The following is a 14574-nucleotide window of genomic DNA, read 5'->3' on the forward strand; positions in this document are numbered from 1 at the left end:
TGTCACGCTGATACGGACCGCGGAACGCGTGAAGGGATTCGCCGTGATCATCAACGACCGCACCCCCGGCTCCCCCTGCTGGCTCGACCTCGGAGCCCCCGACGTCCAGGCCGCCGCGGCCTTCTACGGCGCCGTGTTCGGCTGGGAGTACCAGTCCATGGACGGCGGCGGCGAGGACATGGAAGGCGGCATGTTCCAGAAGGGCGGCAAGACGGTCGCCGGGCTCGGCAGGCTCACCGAGGAGGGCGCCCGGTCGGCCTGGATGATCTACTACACCGTCGCCGACGCGGACGACACGACCGGGGCCGTCGAGCGGGCGGGCGGCACCGTCCGGGTGGAGCCGAGGGACCTCGGCGAATGGGGCAGGATGGCGCAGTACAGCGACCCGCTCGGCGCCCAGTTCGCCGTCTGGCAGCCGGGCCGGAACGCGGGCTTCGAGCTGGTGGAGGAACCCGGTTCGCTGTGCTGGGCCGAGCTGTACACCACGGACGCGGCGGCCGCGCAGGAGTTCTACGGCGAGGTCCTCGGCTGGCAGTTCAGCGACATGCCGATGCCGGGCGGCGAGGGCGCCTACACGCTGATCACCCCGGCCGGACTGCCCGAGGAGCGCATGCACGGCGGGCTCATGCAGGTCGCCGCCGACGACCTCGCGGCGACCGGCGGGCGGCCGTACTGGCACCCGGTGTTCGCCGTCACCGACTGCGACGCGGCTGTGGACCTGGTCACCGGGAACGGCGGCAGCGTGCGGGCGGGACCCGACGACGCGGAGGGCGTGGGCCGGCTGGCCGTCTGCGCCGACCCGGCGTCGGCGGACTTCGTGGTCCTGGCACCCGCCCCGCGCTGACCCGGCGGAACGGGGGCCGCCGCCTGCCCACGCGTGCGGCAGGGGTGGAGCGTACGTTCGTACGCTCCGGGTTGTAGTGTCCTCCGCATGACTGTTGACGTACTGCGCCGGCCTGCCCTGGCCGAACGGCAGGCCCGGGTGGCCGTCGCCGCGTTGTTCTTCACCAACGGGGCCCTCTTCGCCAACCTCCTGCCGAGGTATCCGCAGATCAAGGCGGATCTGGGCATCGGCAACGCCGCCTACGGTCTGGCCGTCGCGGCCTTCCCGACCGGCGCCATCGCGGCGGGCCTCGCCGCCGGGGTGCTCATCCGCCGGCTGGGCTCGGCGCGGGTGGCGGTCGCCAGTACGATCCTGACCGGCGTCGGCATCCTCGCCGCCGGAACCTCCGGCACGGTGATGTGGTTCGCCGCCGCGCTGTTCGCGGCCGGAGCGATGGACGCGATCACCGACGTCGCGCAGAACGCCCACGCCCTGCGTGTGCAGCGCCGCTACGGCCGCTCCATCATCAACTCCTTCCACGCCATCTGGTCCATCGGCGCGGTCACCGGCGGCTCCATGGCCGCCGCCGCGATCGCCCTCGACCTGTCCCTGGGCGTGCACCTGCTGATATCGGCGGGGCTGTTCGCGGCCGTCGCGCTCGTCGCCCTGCGGTGCTGCCTGCCCGGCCCGGACACCGAGCCCGCGGCGGACGGCGACGGGGGAGCGGGCCGGCGGTCCACCGGCCGCCCGGCGGCCGGTCCGCGCACCGCCTACGTGCTGGCGGCGCTCGTCGTGATCGCCACCGCCGGCACCCTGGTCGAGGACGCGGGCAACTCCTGGGCCGCGCTCTACCTCTCCGACTCCCTGCGCGCGTCCGCCGCGCTCGCCGCCTCCGGATACATCGCCCTGGTGGGCGCCCAGTTCGTCGGGCGCCTCGTCGGCGACCGGCTCGTGGACCGCTTCGGGCAGCGTGCCGTGGCCCGCGCCGGCGGTCTCGTCGCCGCGGCCGGCATGGGCCTGGCGCTGGCCGTGCCCACGGTCGGCGGGACCGTCCTCGGCTTCGCGGCCGCCGGGTTCGGTGTGGCCACGCTCGTCCCGGCGGCGATGCAGGCCGCCGACGAACTGCCCGGCCTCAAGCCGGGATCGGGACTGACGATCGTCTCCTGGCTCATGCGCCTGGGCTTCCTGCTCTCCCCGCCGGTCGTCGGCCTGGTCGCGGACGCGACCAGCCTGCGCGTGGGCCTGGTGGTGGTGCCGCTCGCCGGAGTCGTCGTGCTCCTGCTCGCCGGAGTGCTGGCGCCCAGGCGCCGGTGAATCCGACGCCGGTGGATCCGACGCCGGTGGATCCGGCGCCGGTCCGGCCGCGCTGGAGCGTACGGGCGTACGCTCCGCCCGGTACGCTCGGGCCATGCCGACGGACCACTTCGCGCACGACCCCCGCACGAACCTCGAACGCATGCAGGCGGGCGACCTCTACATCGCCGACGACCCGGAGATCGCCCGCCGCCAGCAGCGGGCCGTGCGCCTGGCCGCCCGCTACCAGGCCGCCTTCGCCGAGGACGCCGGGGCGGCACGGCTCCTGCTGGAAGAACTCCTCGGCTCGCTCGGCGAGCAGGCCGAGGTCCGGCCGCCGCTGTACGTCGACTACGGCAGCAACATCACCATCGGCGCCCGCACCTTCGTCAACTACAACCTGACCGCCCTGGACGTCGCGGCGATCACCGTCGGCGAGGACTGCCAGATCGGCCCCAACGTGCAACTGCTCACCCCCACACACCCGCTGGAGCCGCAGCCGCGCCGCGACAAGCTGGAGGCCGCCCGGCCCATCACCATCGGGGACAACGTGTGGCTGGGCGGCGGGGTCATCGTGCTGCCGGGCGTGACCATCGGCGACGACTCCGTGATCGGCGCCGGCTCGGTGGTGACCCGGGACGTGCCGGCCGGTGTCGTCGCGGTCGGCAGTCCGGCCCGGCCGGTCCGCACCCTCTGAGGGGGCGGACATGGCCACCGGGTACACCGATCCGCGACGCCGCGAACGCATCCTGGACGCCACGCTGGACCTGATCGCCGACGAGGGCATCGCCCGGGTGTCCCACCGGAGGATCGCGAGCCGGGCCGGTGTGCCGCTGGGCTCGATGACCTACCACTTCGAGGGCATCGACCACCTCCTGAAGGAGGCGTTCGGCCGCTTCACGGACCACATCGTCGCCGTCTTCGACACCCACCTCGCGGCCGCCGCCGACCGTGCCGGGGCCCGGGAGGCGGTCGTCGACCTGGTGCACACCCTGTCCGAGGGCAGCCGGCGTGACCTCGTGCTCACCCAGGAGCTCTACACCCTGGCGGCCCGCCAGCCCGCGTACCGCGAACTCACCCACGAGTGGATGCGCCGCAGCCGCGTGCACCTGGAGAAGCACTTCGACCCGGACACCGCCCGTCAGCTCGACGCCCTCATCGAGGGACTGACCCTCCACCGGGCCCTGGCCCGGGAGCCGCACGGGCGCGCCCTGACCCGTGAGGCGGTGACCCGGATCACCGGGACGGACCGGGGCCTGACGGCGTGTCCCGAAGCGGTGCGGGCCGTTCAGGCGGAGGGGGCCTCCGGCGCGGCCGGCGGGTGATGCCGGCCGCGGATCAGGCTCTCCCCGCCGTCGAGCAGCCGTTCCAGGCCGAACTCGAAGTCGTAGTCCGGGTTGTCGTCGTCCTCGAAGACGCCGGCCTCGACCACTTCGTGCAGGTGCGGGTGGCTGCGGGCGTCGATGAGGCGGCGCAGCAGAGTGCCGTAGCCGCGCAGGTCGTCGCCCGGCAGCCCGGTGGTGCCGTCGCGGACGTGTTCGTGCAGATCGGTGGTGAGCGTCGCCTCGTTTGCGGACGAAGCCGGTGACCAGCAGGAGCACCGAGAGCCGGTCGCCGGGCGGAAGGGCGGCGCCGTGCAGGGCGGCCAGGCCCATCGGCGGCACCGCCGTCCTCGCCGGCCACGTGGTGGCCAGCGTGGCGCGCAACCTCGTCTCCTGGCCGGGGTCCTCTTCCGGCGGCGCACCGAGGGCTGAGCGGGCGCCGCGGAGCGTACCCCCACGGGTCCTGCCGCGCAGGATGCGCTCCCCGTGAGGGGGCCGTTCGAGCGAACAAGCTGAATGTCCCGTTTGATGTGCTTATCATCCTTGATGTCCCGGGTAAGGATGGGTCAGTTTTGACCCTTTCCAGCCAAGGAGCTACCCATGGCGGAACGCACTGCACGACGGCGGGGCTACAAAGAGGGCCTCGGCGGCGAGATGGTGGCAGAGTTTCTCGGAACATTCGTCCTGATCCTGTTCGGACTCGGGTCCGTGGCCGTCGCGGTGGTCGGTCTGCCCGGCTCCGGCCGGCAGGCGGTGGACTTCGGCCCCGCCAACTGGCTCATCATCGCCTGGGGCTGGGGCCTCGCGGTCGTCTTCGGCGTGTACGTGGCCGGCGGCATCAGCGGCGCCCACCTCAATCCCGCGGTGACCCTCGGATTCGCGGTACGCAAGGACTTCGCGTGGAACAAGGTGCCGGCCTACTGGCTGGCGCAGGTCTTCGGAGCCTTCGTCGCCGCCGCGCTCGTCTACGCGAGCTACCGGTGGGCCATCGACGCCGCGAACGCGGACGCGGGCATCCCACGCGACGAGTCGCTCGCCACCTACTCCATCTTCGCGACCTTCCCCGCCGAGTACTTCGGCAACTCGTGGTGGGGTCCGCTGCTCGACCAGATCATCGGCACGGGAATGCTGCTGATGCTGATCTGCGCCGTCATCGACACCCGCAACACCGCACCCATGGCCAACCTCGGCCCGTTCATCATCGGCCTGATCGTCGTCGCGATCGGCCTCACCTTCGGCACGAACGCCGGCTACGCGATCAACCCGGCCCGCGACTTCGGTCCACGTCTGTTCACCTTCTTCGAAGGCTGGGGCGACATCGCACTACCCGGCACCTTCGGCTGGTTCAGCGGCTATTGGTGGATCCCCATCGTCGGACCGCTCATCGGCGGCGTCATCGGCGTCCTGGTGTACGACTGGCTCATCGGCCCGCTGATCAAGGCCCGCACCGTGCAGGCCGAGGAGCGCGAGGAAGGCCCCGCGACCCCCGAGCCGTAGGAACCCCCCGCCTCCGTCCGGCCCCGCGCCGGCCGGGGGCGCGCCCCATCCGCCGGACAGGGGTGCCACCGGCGCGACGCGGTACCCCACCGGGAGACAACGCATCAGGAGAAGAGGCGGCAGACCATGCCCGAATTCGTCGGCGCGGTGGACCAGGGGACCACCAGCACGCGCTTCATGATCTTCGACCACTCAGGCAACGAGGTGGGCAAGCACCAGCTCGAACACCGGCAGATCCTGCCCAAGTCGGGCTGGGTCGAGCACGATCCGGTGGAGATCTGGGAACGCACCAACACCGTGATCCAGAACGCCCTGCGCACCGCCGGGCTCACCGCGAGCGACCTCAGGGCGATCGGCATCACCAACCAGCGCGAGACCACCGTGGTCTGGGACCCGCGCACCGGACGCCCTTACTACAACGCCATCGTCTGGCAGGACACCCGCACGGACAGCATCGCCGCCGCCCTCGAACGCGACGGCCACGGCGACACCATCCGTCACAAGGCGGGCCTGCCGCCGGCCACCTACTTCTCCGGCGGCAAGATCAAGTGGCTGCTGGAGAACGTCGAAGGGCTGCGGGAGGCCGCCGAGGCGGGCCACGCCCTCTTCGGAAACACGGACGCCTGGGTGCTGTGGAACCTCACCGGCGGCCCCAACGGCGGCGTGCACGCCACCGATGTCACCAACGCCAGCCGCACCATGCTGATGAACCTGGAGACGCTGGACTGGGACGACGAGCTGCTGGGGATCTTCGGCATCCCGCGCGCGATGCTGCCGGTGATCAACCCCTCGTCCCACCCGGACGCGTTCGGCCAGGCCCGCACGTCCCGGCCGCTCAACGCCGCGGTGCCGATCACCGGCGTACTGGGCGACCAGCACGCCGCCACCGTGGGCCAGGTCTGCTTCGCCCCCGGCGAGGCCAAGAACACCTACGGCACCGGCAACTTCCTGGTCCTCAACACCGGGACCGAACTGGTCCGTTCACAGCACGGGCTGCTCACCACCGTCGCCTACCAGTTCGCCGGCCAGCCCGCCGTCTACGCGCTCGAGGGGTCGATCGCCGTCACCGGAGCCGCCGTGCAGTGGCTGCGGGACCAGCTGAAGATCATCCAGACCGCGCCGGACAGCGAACCGCTCGCCCGCTCGGTGGAGGACAACGGGGGCATGTACTTCGTGCCGGCCTTCTCCGGCCTGTTCGCCCCGTACTGGCGCTCCGACGCCCGCGGCGCGATGGTCGGCCTCGCCCGCTACAACACCAACGCGCACATCGCCCGGGCGACGCTGGAGGCCATCTGCTACCAGAGCCGCGACGTGGTCGACGCGATGGAGCGTGACTCCGGCGTGCATCTCGACGTCCTCAAGGTCGACGGCGGTGTCACCGCCAACGACCTGTGCATGCAGATCCAGGCCGACGTGCTCGGCGTTCCCGTCAGCCGGCCGGTGGTCGCCGAGACCACCGCCCTGGGCGCCGCCTACGCGGCCGGGCTCGCCACCGGCTTCTGGAACGACACCGACGAGCTGCGCTCGCACTGGCAGGAGTCGAAGCGCTGGGAACCGCAGTGGAGCGAGGAGCAGCGCCAGGAGGGCTACGAGGGCTGGAAGAAGGCCGTCGAGCGCACCCTGGACTGGGTCAAGATCACCTGAGGGATCACCTGAAGGTGCGGGCCGCCGGACCCGCGGGGACCTCCGGCGGCCCGCGCGAGACGGCTCAGCGGTCCGCGATGTCCTCGCGCAGGCCGTCGGAGAACTCCCACCACGCCAGCGGGAGCCAGTCGCCCTTGACGAAGGCGTCGACGGTGGCTCCCCGGCCACGGACGGTGACGGTCGTGCCCGGGGGGTAGGTGGTGCCGGACAGTCCCGGCACGGGGACCAGCAGTGTCCCCAGTCGTTGAGCTGACATTTCTCGGTCACTCTCGTGCTGTGCCCCCACGGGGGCACGGAAGTATTGCGTTCACGGGGACATTACCGATTTGCCCCCCACGGAGGGCCGGAGAACCATGAGAGATGGGTCACGCGTACCGAGCGGCAGGGGCGCGTGACGCATCACCGTGCGTTTCTCCGACGGAGGGAGCGGCCATGAAGGCCGTCGTTTACCAGGGGCCCTTCAGCGTCTCGGTCGAGGAAGTCGACAAGCCCGCCATCCAGCATCCCAACGATGTGCTCGTGAAGGTCACCTCCACCGCGATATGCGGCTCCGACCTGCACATGTACGAGGGCCGCACCGCGGCCGAACCCGGCATCGTCTTCGGTCACGAGAACATGGGCATCGTCGAGGAGGTCGGCGACGGCGTCACCACGCTCAAGGAGGGCGACCGGGTCGTCATGCCCTTCAACGTCGCCTGCGGTTTCTGCCGGAACTGCGCCGAGGGATTCACCGGATACTGCACGACCGTCAATCCCGGATTTGCGGGCGGCGCCTACGGCTATGTCTCCATGGGGCCGTGGCAGGGAGGCCAGGCGGAATACCTGAGGGTGCCCTACGCCGACTTCAACTGCCTGAAACTCCCCGAGGGCACCGAGCACGAGACCGACTTCGTGCTGCTCGCCGACATCTTCCCCACCGGCTACCACGGCTGCGAACTCGCCCAGGTGCGCCCCGGGGAGAGCGTGGCGGTGTACGGAGCGGGGCCGGTCGGCCTGATGGCCGCGTACTCCGCCATGCTGCGCGGCGCCAAGCAGGTGTTCGTCGTCGACCGGGTCGCGGAGCGGCTGCAGAAGGCCGAGGAGATCGGCGCCACACCGATCGACTTCTCCCAGGGCGACCCCGTGGAGCAGATCAAGGACCGGACCGACGGCGTCGGCACCGACAAGGGCGTGGACGCGGTCGGCTACCAGGCGACCGCCGGCGGTTCCGGCGAGGAGGAGCCCGCCGTCGTGCTGAACTCGCTGGTCGGCACCGTGCGGCCCACCGGCGCGCTCGGAGTGCCCGGTCTCTACGTCCCGGCGGACCCGGGAGCGCCGGACGAGCAGGCCAAACAGGGCATGCTCCTGGTCGCGATCGGCAAGCTGTTCGAGAAGGGCCTGCGGGTCGGCACGGGCCAGTGCAACGTGAAGCGCTACAACCGGCACCTGCGCGACATGATCATCGAGGGCCGGGCGAAGCCCAGCTTCGTCGTCTCCCACGAGCTCGGACTGGACGAGGCGGCCGACGCCTATGACAAGTTCGACAAGCGGGTGGACGGCTACACCAAGGTCGTGTTGCACCCCTGAGACGGGGCACCCGGTTCCGGCCCGCGGGAGGTGGAACCCGCGGGCCGGGCCATGCCCCGCGGAGGTCACTCCGTTGCCGCGCCGCTGTCGGCGGTCCGCCGGGCAGGCCGTGAAAAGCGCTGATACGTTCCGTTTCGAGCGGTACGTCCCGGAAAGGAATGCGGCCACGTCCCCCAACGGCAACGGGCCCGAGCCCGAGTTCTCAGCAGTCCGACGCCACCCCCGGCTCTTCCGTGCCGCCCAGCGTCGCCGGCAGCCGCGGCTGCGCCGGTCGGACATCACGGTGACGGACGAGCGGGCGGTCAAGCGTGCGGTGAAGGCCGCCTCGCTCGGCAACGCCATGGAGTGGTTCGACTTCGGCATCTACGCCTATCTGGCGGGCACCATCGGCCGGGTCTTCTTCCCCTCCGGCAACGAGACGGTGCAGCTGCTGTCGTCGTTCGCCACCTTCGCGGTCGCCTTCCTCGTGCGACCGCTCGGCGGCATGGTCTTCGGCCCGATGGGCGACAAGATCGGCCGCAAGAAGGTCCTGGCCCTGACGATGATCCTCATGGCGATCGGCACCGCCGCCATCGGCATGCTCCCCACCTACGCGGCCGTCGGCTTCTGGTCCCCCGCCCTGCTGATCGTCTTCCGCCTGCTGCAGGGCTTCTCCACCGGCGGCGAGTACGGCGGCGCATCGACCTTCATCGCGGAGTACGCCCCGGACAAGCGGCGCGGTTACTTCGGCAGCTTCCTGGAGCTGGGGACGCTGGCCGGGTACACCGGCGCCGCCGGCCTGGTCACCGCACTCACCGCGTGGCTCGGCAGCGACACCATGGACGCCTGGGGCTGGCGCATCCCGTTCCTGATCGCCGGACCGCTGGGCATCGTCGGCATCTACCTGCGGCTCAAGCTGGACGACACCCCCGCCTACCTGAAGCTGGAGCAGGAGACCGTCCGGGTGTCCGACGCCGCCGACGCGGTGGAGACCACCGCCCGCGGCGGACTCGCCCGCGTCTTCCGCGAACAGTGGCGCACGCTCGTGCTCTGCATCGCCCTGGTCGGTGCCTACAACGTCACCGACTACATGCTGCTGTCGTACATGCCGACGTATCTCTCGGACGAGCTGCACTACAGCGAGTCCCACGGACTGCTGATCCTGGTGGCCACGATGGTGGTGCTGATGCTGATCATCAACCGCGTGGGCATCCTGTCCGACCGGTTCGGCCGCAAGCCCCTGCTCATGACGGGCATGCTGGGCTTCTTCTTCCTGTCCGTCCCCGCGTTCCTGCTGGCCCAGCAGGGCAGCCTGCTCGCCGTCTCGGCCGGCATGCTGATGCTCGGCCTGTCCCTGGTCTGCCTGCTGGGCACCATGTCGGCCGCGCTGCCGGCCATGTTCCCGACGTCGGTGCGCTACGGCTCCCTGTCCGTCGGCTACAACCTGTCGGCATCGCTGTTCGGCGGCACCACGCCCCTGGTGATCACCGCCCTGATCGGCGTGACCGGCTCGGACATGATGCCCGCCTACTACGCGATGGCGGCGGCCCTGGTCGGCGTGATCGCGGTGGCCTGCATGAAGGAGACCGCGCAGCAGCCGCTGGAGGGCTCACCGCCCTCGGTGCAGACACCGGCGGAGGCCGCCGAGATCGTCGAGGCGCAGGCGCCCACGCCGAGGTTCTGAGGGGCGGGAAACCCGCCCGGGGAGCGGCGCGTCGAGGGCCCTCCCCGGGGCGGCGCGTGTCCGGTCAGGACGACTCGCGCACCACCAGTTCCGTCGGCAGCGTCACCTGGCGGCGGGGCGCGCCGTTGCGGGTGATGTCGGTGAGGATCCGCACCATGGTCCGGCCCAGCTCCTCCACCGGCTGACGCACCGTCGTCAGCGGGGGATTGGTGTGGCGGGCGAGGACGGAGTCCTCGAATCCGACGACGGCGACGTCCTCCGGCACCCGGCGTCCCCGGCGCCGGAGTTCGGCCAGCGCGCCGACCGCCATCAGGTCGGAGGCGGCGAAGACGGCGTCCAGATCGGGCGCGCGTTCAAGAAGCGAACACATCGCGCGGGTGCCGCTCTCCTCGGTGAAGTCACCCGCCTCGACCAGGAGTTCGTCGGCGGTCAGCCCCGCCTCGGCGTGGGCGTCGCGCCAGCCGGCGAGCCGGCTCCGGCCGACGTCCATGTCGTGGGGGCCGGTGATCGTCGCGATCCTCCGGCGGCCGCTGTGCAGCAGGTGCCGGACCGCCACGAGGGCGCCGCCAGCGTTGTCGGAGTCGACGTAGCTGAGCTGCTCGCCGGCGTCGCGGCGGCCGGCCAGCACGGTGGGCAGGCCCATCTCCTCCAGCATGCCCGGCAGCCGGTCGTCGGCGTGGACGGAGACGAGGAGGACCCCGTCCACCCGGCGCGTGGCCACCGACTCGGTGAGCTGGTCCCGTTCGGCCTGGTCGCGCACCAGCATCAGCTGCAGCTGGGTCCGGGTCTCGGTGAGGGCGCCGCTGACGCCCCTGATCAGCGCGGCGAAGAACGGCTCCGAGCCGAGCCTGCTCTCGGACTCCGGGATGACCAGGGCCACGGCGTCGGTGCGGTTGGTGACCAGTCCGCGGGCGACCGAGTTCGGGACGTAGTTGAGCTCCTTGATCGCCTCCAGGACGCGGGTACGGACCTCGGCGCTGACCAGGTCGGAGCCGTTGACGACGCGGGACACCGTGGTGCGGCCGACGCCGGCGCGGGCGGCGACGGTCTTGATCGTGGGACGGCGGTTCCCCGTCATGTGCTCCCCCCTGGGGCCTGTCGTTCGGATCATGCCGCGGACGCGGGGCCGGGCGCGCGCCAGGCGACGCCGGCCGCGGAGTGACCAGCGACAAGTCTTGCAGATGTCGCGCGGTGGCCGGTGCCGAGGTCGGGCGGCACCGGCGGCGGACAGCGGTCCGCGACGAAGAGTTGCGTTCAAGTTATTGACATACGAGCCGCCGCACATGAGTCTTCGTTGCATCGATGGGCACGTTCCCACCCCGAAGTGGGAACGTACCCACCTCATTTTTCAGAGCCGCTGTAGTCATCGCAGACCTCGTCACTCCGGTGTGTCAGCGCCGTCGCTAGGAGGAGATCCATGGGCAGTACCGGTTCGATGCGTTCGAAGGCGGTGGCGGCGGTCGCTGCCGTCGGCGCGCTGACGCTGGTCGTCGGCTGCAGCAGCGGTGACGACTCGGCCACCGGCGGTGGCAAGAAGGACGGCAAGGTCACCATCACCATGGGCCTGTACGGGGTCATGGGCATCAAGGAGACCGGCCTCCTGGAGAAGTACGAGAAGGAGAATCCGGGCGTCGAGATCAAGGCGGAGATCGCCGGTGACGAGCAGACGTACTACACGGCGCTGCAGACCCGGCTCGCGGCCGGCAAGGGCCTGAAGGACATCCAGGGCATCGAGATCGGCCGGGCCAAGGAGATCACCGAGACCCAGGCGGACAAGTTCGCCGACTTCTCCGAGGTGACGGGCACCGACCACTTCCTGCCCTGGAAGGAGTCCCAGATCAGCACCGCCGACGGCAAGGTGCTCGGCCTGGGCACCGACATCGGTCCCATGGCCGTCTGTTACCGCAAGGACTACTTCGAGCAGGCCGGTCTGCCCACCGACCGCGAGGAGGTCGCCAAGCTCTGGGAGGGCGACTGGAAGAAGTACGTCGAGGCCGGCCGCGACTTCAAGAAGGGCTTCAAGGGCAAGGACGTCGCCTACATGGACGCGGCCAGCGGCCTGTTCAACGCCATGGTCTACGGCCACTCCGAGCAGTACTACAACGAGCAGGGCGACCTGATCTACGACAAGAACCCGGTCGTCAAGGAGGCGTGGAACCTCGCCGCCGACGCCGCCGAGGACGGCCTGACGGCCAAGCTCCGCCAGTTCCAGCCCGGCTGGGACCCGGGTCTGGCCAACGGCACCTTCGCCACGGCCGTGTGCCCGGCGTGGATGCTGAGCCACATCAGCGAGAAGGCCGGCGACGCGAACAAGGGCAAGTGGGACGTCGCCCGGGCCCCCAAGGGTGCCAACTGGGGCGGCTCCTTCCTCGGCGTTGTCGAGCAGAGCCCGGTGAAGGAGGAGGCCCAGAAGCTGGTGGCGTGGCTGACCGCGCCGGAGCAGCAGGCCCACATCTTCAAGGAGATCGGCAACATCCCGTCCTCGCAGAAGGCCCTGGAGACCGCTGAGGTGAAGGGCGCCACCTCCGAGTACTTCAGCGGCGCGCCGATCGGCGAGATCTTCGGCGCCGCCGCCCGGGAGATCCCGGACAAGCAGGTCCTCGGCCGCAAGGACGGCACCATCAAGGACACCTTCTCGCAGGGCCTGACGCTCATCGAGCAGCAGGAGACCCCGCGTGACGAGGCGTGGGACACCACCGCGGAGCGCATCGAGAAGGCGGTCGGCTGACCCGTCACGCCCCGCGGCCGTCCGGGCCCGTCCGCCGCCGGCCGGCGGCGGGCCCGGCGCCCGGGACCGGGATCACGCATTCGCACCCAGGAAGGAAAGACGGTTGGCCACCTCCACCACCAAGGCCCCGGCCGGCGAGGAGCCGCCGGGCCCGCCGCCCGGCAAGGGCGGCGAGAGCACCCCCCGCAGGCGCGGCGCGCTGCTGCACCTGCTGGACGTCAAGGGCGCCCCCTACGCGTTCGTCGCCCCGTTCTTCGTCGTGTTCGCCGCCTTCAGTTTCTACCCCCTCGTCTACACGTCGTGGATCTCGCTGCACCAGGTGGAGCTGGCCACTCTCGACGTCATGGAGTGGGTCGGGTTCGACAACTACGTCGCACTCTGGAGCGACGAGCGGTTCTGGAACGCTCTGGGCAACACCATCACGATCGGTGTCATCTCCACGGTGCCCCAGCTGCTGATGGCGCTCGGCCTCGCCCATCTGCTCAACTACCGCATGCGGGCCTCGCTGTTCTTCCGCGTCGCCTCGCTGGTGCCCTACGCCACGTCGGTCGCCGCCGCCGCCCTCGTGTTCACCATGATCTTCGAGCGTGACTTCGGCATGATCAACTGGGCGCTCGGCACCGTCGGCATCGACCCGGTGGACTGGGAGGCCGACAAGTGGCCCGCCCAGGTCGCCATCTCCACCATCGTCATCTGGCGCTGGACCGGCTACAACGCCCTGCTCTACCTGGCCGCCATGCAGGCCATCCCCGCCGACCGGTACGAGGCGGCCTCCCTCGACGGGGCCTCCCGCTGGAAGCAGTTCACCCACGTCACCGTCCCGGGCATCCGCTCCACCATCGTGTTCACCATCGTGCTGTCCACGATCGGCGCCACCCAGCTGTTCGGTGAGCCGCTGATCTTCGGGCAGGGCCCCAACGGCGTCACCGGCGGCGCCGACAACCAGTACCAGACCCTGGGCCTGCTGCTGTACGAGGAGGGCTGGAAGAACTACCAGATGGGCCGCTCGGCGACCGTCGCCTGGGCGATGTTCCTGCTGCTCGTCCTCGTCTTCGTGGTGCAGCGCCTGATCAAGCGCCTGCGCTCCCGCACGTCCTGACCTGGAGTCGCCATGACCACCCACAGCCTCCCGGCCCGGACCGAGACCCCGGCCCGGCCGCCCGCCGAGACACCGCCGGGCCGCGGCGGACGCCGGCTGCTGCGCCAGCGCGCCGGCCGCCAGCACCACGCGGGCCCGCTGGCCTACGTCCTGCTCGCCATCATGGCGATCCTGTCGATCTTCCCGCTCTACTGGACCATGGTGGCGGCCTCCACCGACAACACCCGGGTCAGCCAGACCCCGCCGCCCTTCCTGCCCGGCCCGAACCTGTTCAGCAACCTCGCCCGGGCCTGGGACGAGGCGGCCATGGGCAAGGCCATGATCAACAGCCTGATCGTGGCCGGCGTGATCGCGGTGTCCACGGTGATGTTCGCGACGCTCGCCGGATTCGCCTTCGCCAAACTGCGGTTCAAGGGCCGCAACGCCCTGCTGATGCTGGTGATCGGCACCATGCTGGTGCCGCCGCAGCTCGGCGTGGTGCCGCTGTTCATGATGATGTCCGAGCTCGGCTGGTCGCAGCAGCTCCCGGCTGTCATCTTCCCCACGCTGGTGAGCGCGGTCGGTGTCTTCTTCATGCGGCAGTACCTCTCCGAGGCCCTGCCCGACGAACTCGTCGAGGCCGGACGGGTCGACGGGGCGCACTCGCTGCGCATCTTCTGGAGCATCGTCCTGCCCGTCGCCCGGCCCGCCATGGCCGTCCTGTTCATGATCACCTTCGTGCACGCATGGAACGACTTCTTCTGGCCGTTCGTGGTGCTCGACATGACCAACCCGACGGTCCCCGTCGCCCTCACCCAGCTCAGCGCCGGCTACGTCCGAGACCAGTCGCTGATCATGGCGGGCGCCCTGCTCGGCACCCTCCCGCTGCTGGCCATGTTCCTCGTGTTCGGCCGGCAGATCGTCAGCGGCATCATGGCCGGCGCCGTCAAGGGCTGACCC

14 protein-coding genes are annotated in these 14574 nt (G+C 70.7%); 11 read left to right on the forward strand and 3 right to left on the reverse strand.

The features are described 5' to 3' along the window. The first annotated feature begins 43 nt into the window (after nucleotides 1-43). The 4 genes from ACIRPP_RS02940 to ACIRPP_RS02955 all read left to right on the forward strand — a co-directional run bounded on the left by ACIRPP_RS02940 (nucleotide 44) and on the right by ACIRPP_RS02955 (nucleotide 3441). Nucleotides 44-844 carry a VOC family protein gene (locus tag ACIRPP_RS02940; RefSeq protein ID WP_403637421.1) on the forward strand — a complete coding sequence of 267 codons (801 nt, stop codon included), beginning with the start codon at nucleotides 44-46 and terminating at the stop codon, nucleotides 842-844. An 87-nt stretch (nucleotides 845-931) separates the two neighbouring features. Continuing rightward, the gene (locus ACIRPP_RS02945; RefSeq protein WP_403637423.1) at nucleotides 932-2137 is read left to right on the forward strand and encodes an MFS transporter; all 1206 of its coding nucleotides are present in this window, start codon (nucleotides 932-934) and stop codon (nucleotides 2135-2137) included. A 94-nt stretch (nucleotides 2138-2231) separates the two neighbouring features. Then, nucleotides 2232-2813, forward strand: coding sequence for a sugar O-acetyltransferase (locus tag ACIRPP_RS02950; protein WP_403637425.1), 582 nt, complete (start codon nucleotides 2232-2234; stop codon nucleotides 2811-2813). A gap of 10 nt (nucleotides 2814-2823) precedes the next feature. Further along, on the forward strand, nucleotides 2824-3441 hold the full coding sequence (locus ACIRPP_RS02955; protein WP_403637426.1) for a TetR/AcrR family transcriptional regulator: 618 nt from the start codon (nucleotides 2824-2826) through the stop codon (nucleotides 3439-3441). On the opposite strand, the gene ACIRPP_RS02960 is transcribed toward ACIRPP_RS02955, so the two are convergent. Further along, the gene (locus ACIRPP_RS02960; RefSeq protein WP_403637428.1) at nucleotides 3405-3896 is read right to left on the reverse strand and encodes a hypothetical protein; all 492 of its coding nucleotides are present in this window, start codon (nucleotides 3894-3896) and stop codon (nucleotides 3405-3407) included. The genes ACIRPP_RS02955 and ACIRPP_RS02960 overlap by 37 nt on opposite strands. Nucleotides 3897-4038: 142 nt before the next feature. Here ACIRPP_RS02960 and ACIRPP_RS02965 point away from each other — a divergent pair, with 142 nt between their 5' ends. Both ACIRPP_RS02965 and glpK read left to right on the forward strand, forming a co-directional pair. Further along, nucleotides 4039-4935 (forward strand): MIP/aquaporin family protein, encoded by an 897-nt coding sequence (locus tag ACIRPP_RS02965; protein ID WP_403637430.1) that lies wholly within the window; start codon nucleotides 4039-4041, stop codon nucleotides 4933-4935. Between the two features lie 126 nt (nucleotides 4936-5061). Beyond that, nucleotides 5062-6579 (forward strand): glycerol kinase GlpK, encoded by a 1518-nt coding sequence (glpK, locus tag ACIRPP_RS02970; RefSeq protein ID WP_403637432.1) that lies wholly within the window; start codon nucleotides 5062-5064, stop codon nucleotides 6577-6579. Nucleotides 6580-6643: 64 nt separating this feature from the next. On the opposite strand, the gene ACIRPP_RS02975 is transcribed toward glpK, so the two are convergent. Next, nucleotides 6644-6835, reverse strand: coding sequence for a hypothetical protein (locus ACIRPP_RS02975; protein ID WP_164339129.1), 192 nt, complete (start codon nucleotides 6833-6835; stop codon nucleotides 6644-6646). A gap of 176 nt (nucleotides 6836-7011) precedes the next feature. Here ACIRPP_RS02975 and ACIRPP_RS02980 point away from each other — a divergent pair, with 176 nt between their 5' ends. Both ACIRPP_RS02980 and ACIRPP_RS02985 read left to right on the forward strand, forming a co-directional pair. Beyond that, complete coding sequence (locus ACIRPP_RS02980; protein WP_164349208.1) at nucleotides 7012-8145, forward strand: glutathione-independent formaldehyde dehydrogenase; 1134 nt, start codon at nucleotides 7012-7014, stop codon at nucleotides 8143-8145. A 109-nt stretch (nucleotides 8146-8254) separates the two neighbouring features. Beyond that, nucleotides 8255-9808 (forward strand): MFS transporter, encoded by a 1554-nt coding sequence (locus ACIRPP_RS02985; protein WP_403637435.1) that lies wholly within the window; start codon nucleotides 8255-8257, stop codon nucleotides 9806-9808. A 64-nt stretch (nucleotides 9809-9872) separates the two neighbouring features. Here ACIRPP_RS02985 and ACIRPP_RS02990 read toward each other — a convergent pair whose 3' ends face one another. Beyond that, a complete protein-coding gene (locus ACIRPP_RS02990) occupies nucleotides 9873-10886 on the reverse strand; it encodes a LacI family DNA-binding transcriptional regulator (RefSeq protein ID WP_403637437.1) in 1014 nt (337 codons plus the stop codon). Between the two features lie 339 nt (nucleotides 10887-11225). Here ACIRPP_RS02990 and ACIRPP_RS02995 point away from each other — a divergent pair, with 339 nt between their 5' ends. The 3 genes from ACIRPP_RS02995 to ACIRPP_RS03005 all read left to right on the forward strand — a co-directional run bounded on the left by ACIRPP_RS02995 (nucleotide 11226) and on the right by ACIRPP_RS03005 (nucleotide 14571). Then, on the forward strand, nucleotides 11226-12536 hold the full coding sequence (locus ACIRPP_RS02995; protein WP_403637439.1) for an ABC transporter substrate-binding protein: 1311 nt from the start codon (nucleotides 11226-11228) through the stop codon (nucleotides 12534-12536). Nucleotides 12537-12639: 103 nt separating this feature from the next. Beyond that, a complete protein-coding gene (locus tag ACIRPP_RS03000) occupies nucleotides 12640-13635 on the forward strand; it encodes a carbohydrate ABC transporter permease (protein WP_403637441.1) in 996 nt (331 codons plus the stop codon). A 12-nt stretch (nucleotides 13636-13647) separates the two neighbouring features. Then, nucleotides 13648-14571: a carbohydrate ABC transporter permease gene (locus ACIRPP_RS03005; protein WP_362100387.1), complete on the forward strand. Its 924-nt coding sequence runs from the start codon at nucleotides 13648-13650 to the stop codon at nucleotides 14569-14571. The last annotated feature ends 3 nt before the right edge of the window (nucleotides 14572-14574 follow it).

This window comes from Streptomyces sp. NPDC101219 (genome assembly GCF_044767675.1).
In the GTDB taxonomy this organism is placed as follows: domain Bacteria; phylum Actinomycetota; class Actinomycetes; order Streptomycetales; family Streptomycetaceae; genus Streptomyces.

Excerpts from the sequence above, each read along its gene's own strand:
- glpK (WP_403637432.1), top strand. The coding sequence starts at position 5,062 with ATGCCCGAATTCGTCGGCGCGGTGGACCAGGGGACCACCAGCACGCGC.
- ACIRPP_RS02975 (WP_164339129.1), bottom strand. The coding sequence starts at position 6,835 with ATGTCAGCTCAACGACTGGGGACACTGCTGGTCCCCGTGCCGGGACTG.
- ACIRPP_RS02965 (WP_403637430.1), top strand. The coding sequence starts at position 4,039 with ATGGCGGAACGCACTGCACGACGGCGGGGCTACAAAGAGGGCCTCGGC.
- ACIRPP_RS02955 (WP_403637426.1), top strand. The coding sequence starts at position 2,824 with ATGGCCACCGGGTACACCGATCCGCGACGCCGCGAACGCATCCTGGAC.
- ACIRPP_RS02980 (WP_164349208.1), top strand. The coding sequence starts at position 7,012 with ATGAAGGCCGTCGTTTACCAGGGGCCCTTCAGCGTCTCGGTCGAGGAA.
- ACIRPP_RS02995 (WP_403637439.1), top strand. The coding sequence starts at position 11,226 with ATGGGCAGTACCGGTTCGATGCGTTCGAAGGCGGTGGCGGCGGTCGCT.
- ACIRPP_RS02945 (WP_403637423.1), top strand. The coding sequence starts at position 932 with ATGACTGTTGACGTACTGCGCCGGCCTGCCCTGGCCGAACGGCAGGCC.
- ACIRPP_RS03005 (WP_362100387.1), top strand. The coding sequence starts at position 13,648 with ATGACCACCCACAGCCTCCCGGCCCGGACCGAGACCCCGGCCCGGCCG.
- ACIRPP_RS02990 (WP_403637437.1), bottom strand. The coding sequence starts at position 10,886 with ATGACGGGGAACCGCCGTCCCACGATCAAGACCGTCGCCGCCCGCGCC.
- ACIRPP_RS02950 (WP_403637425.1), top strand. The coding sequence starts at position 2,232 with ATGCCGACGGACCACTTCGCGCACGACCCCCGCACGAACCTCGAACGC.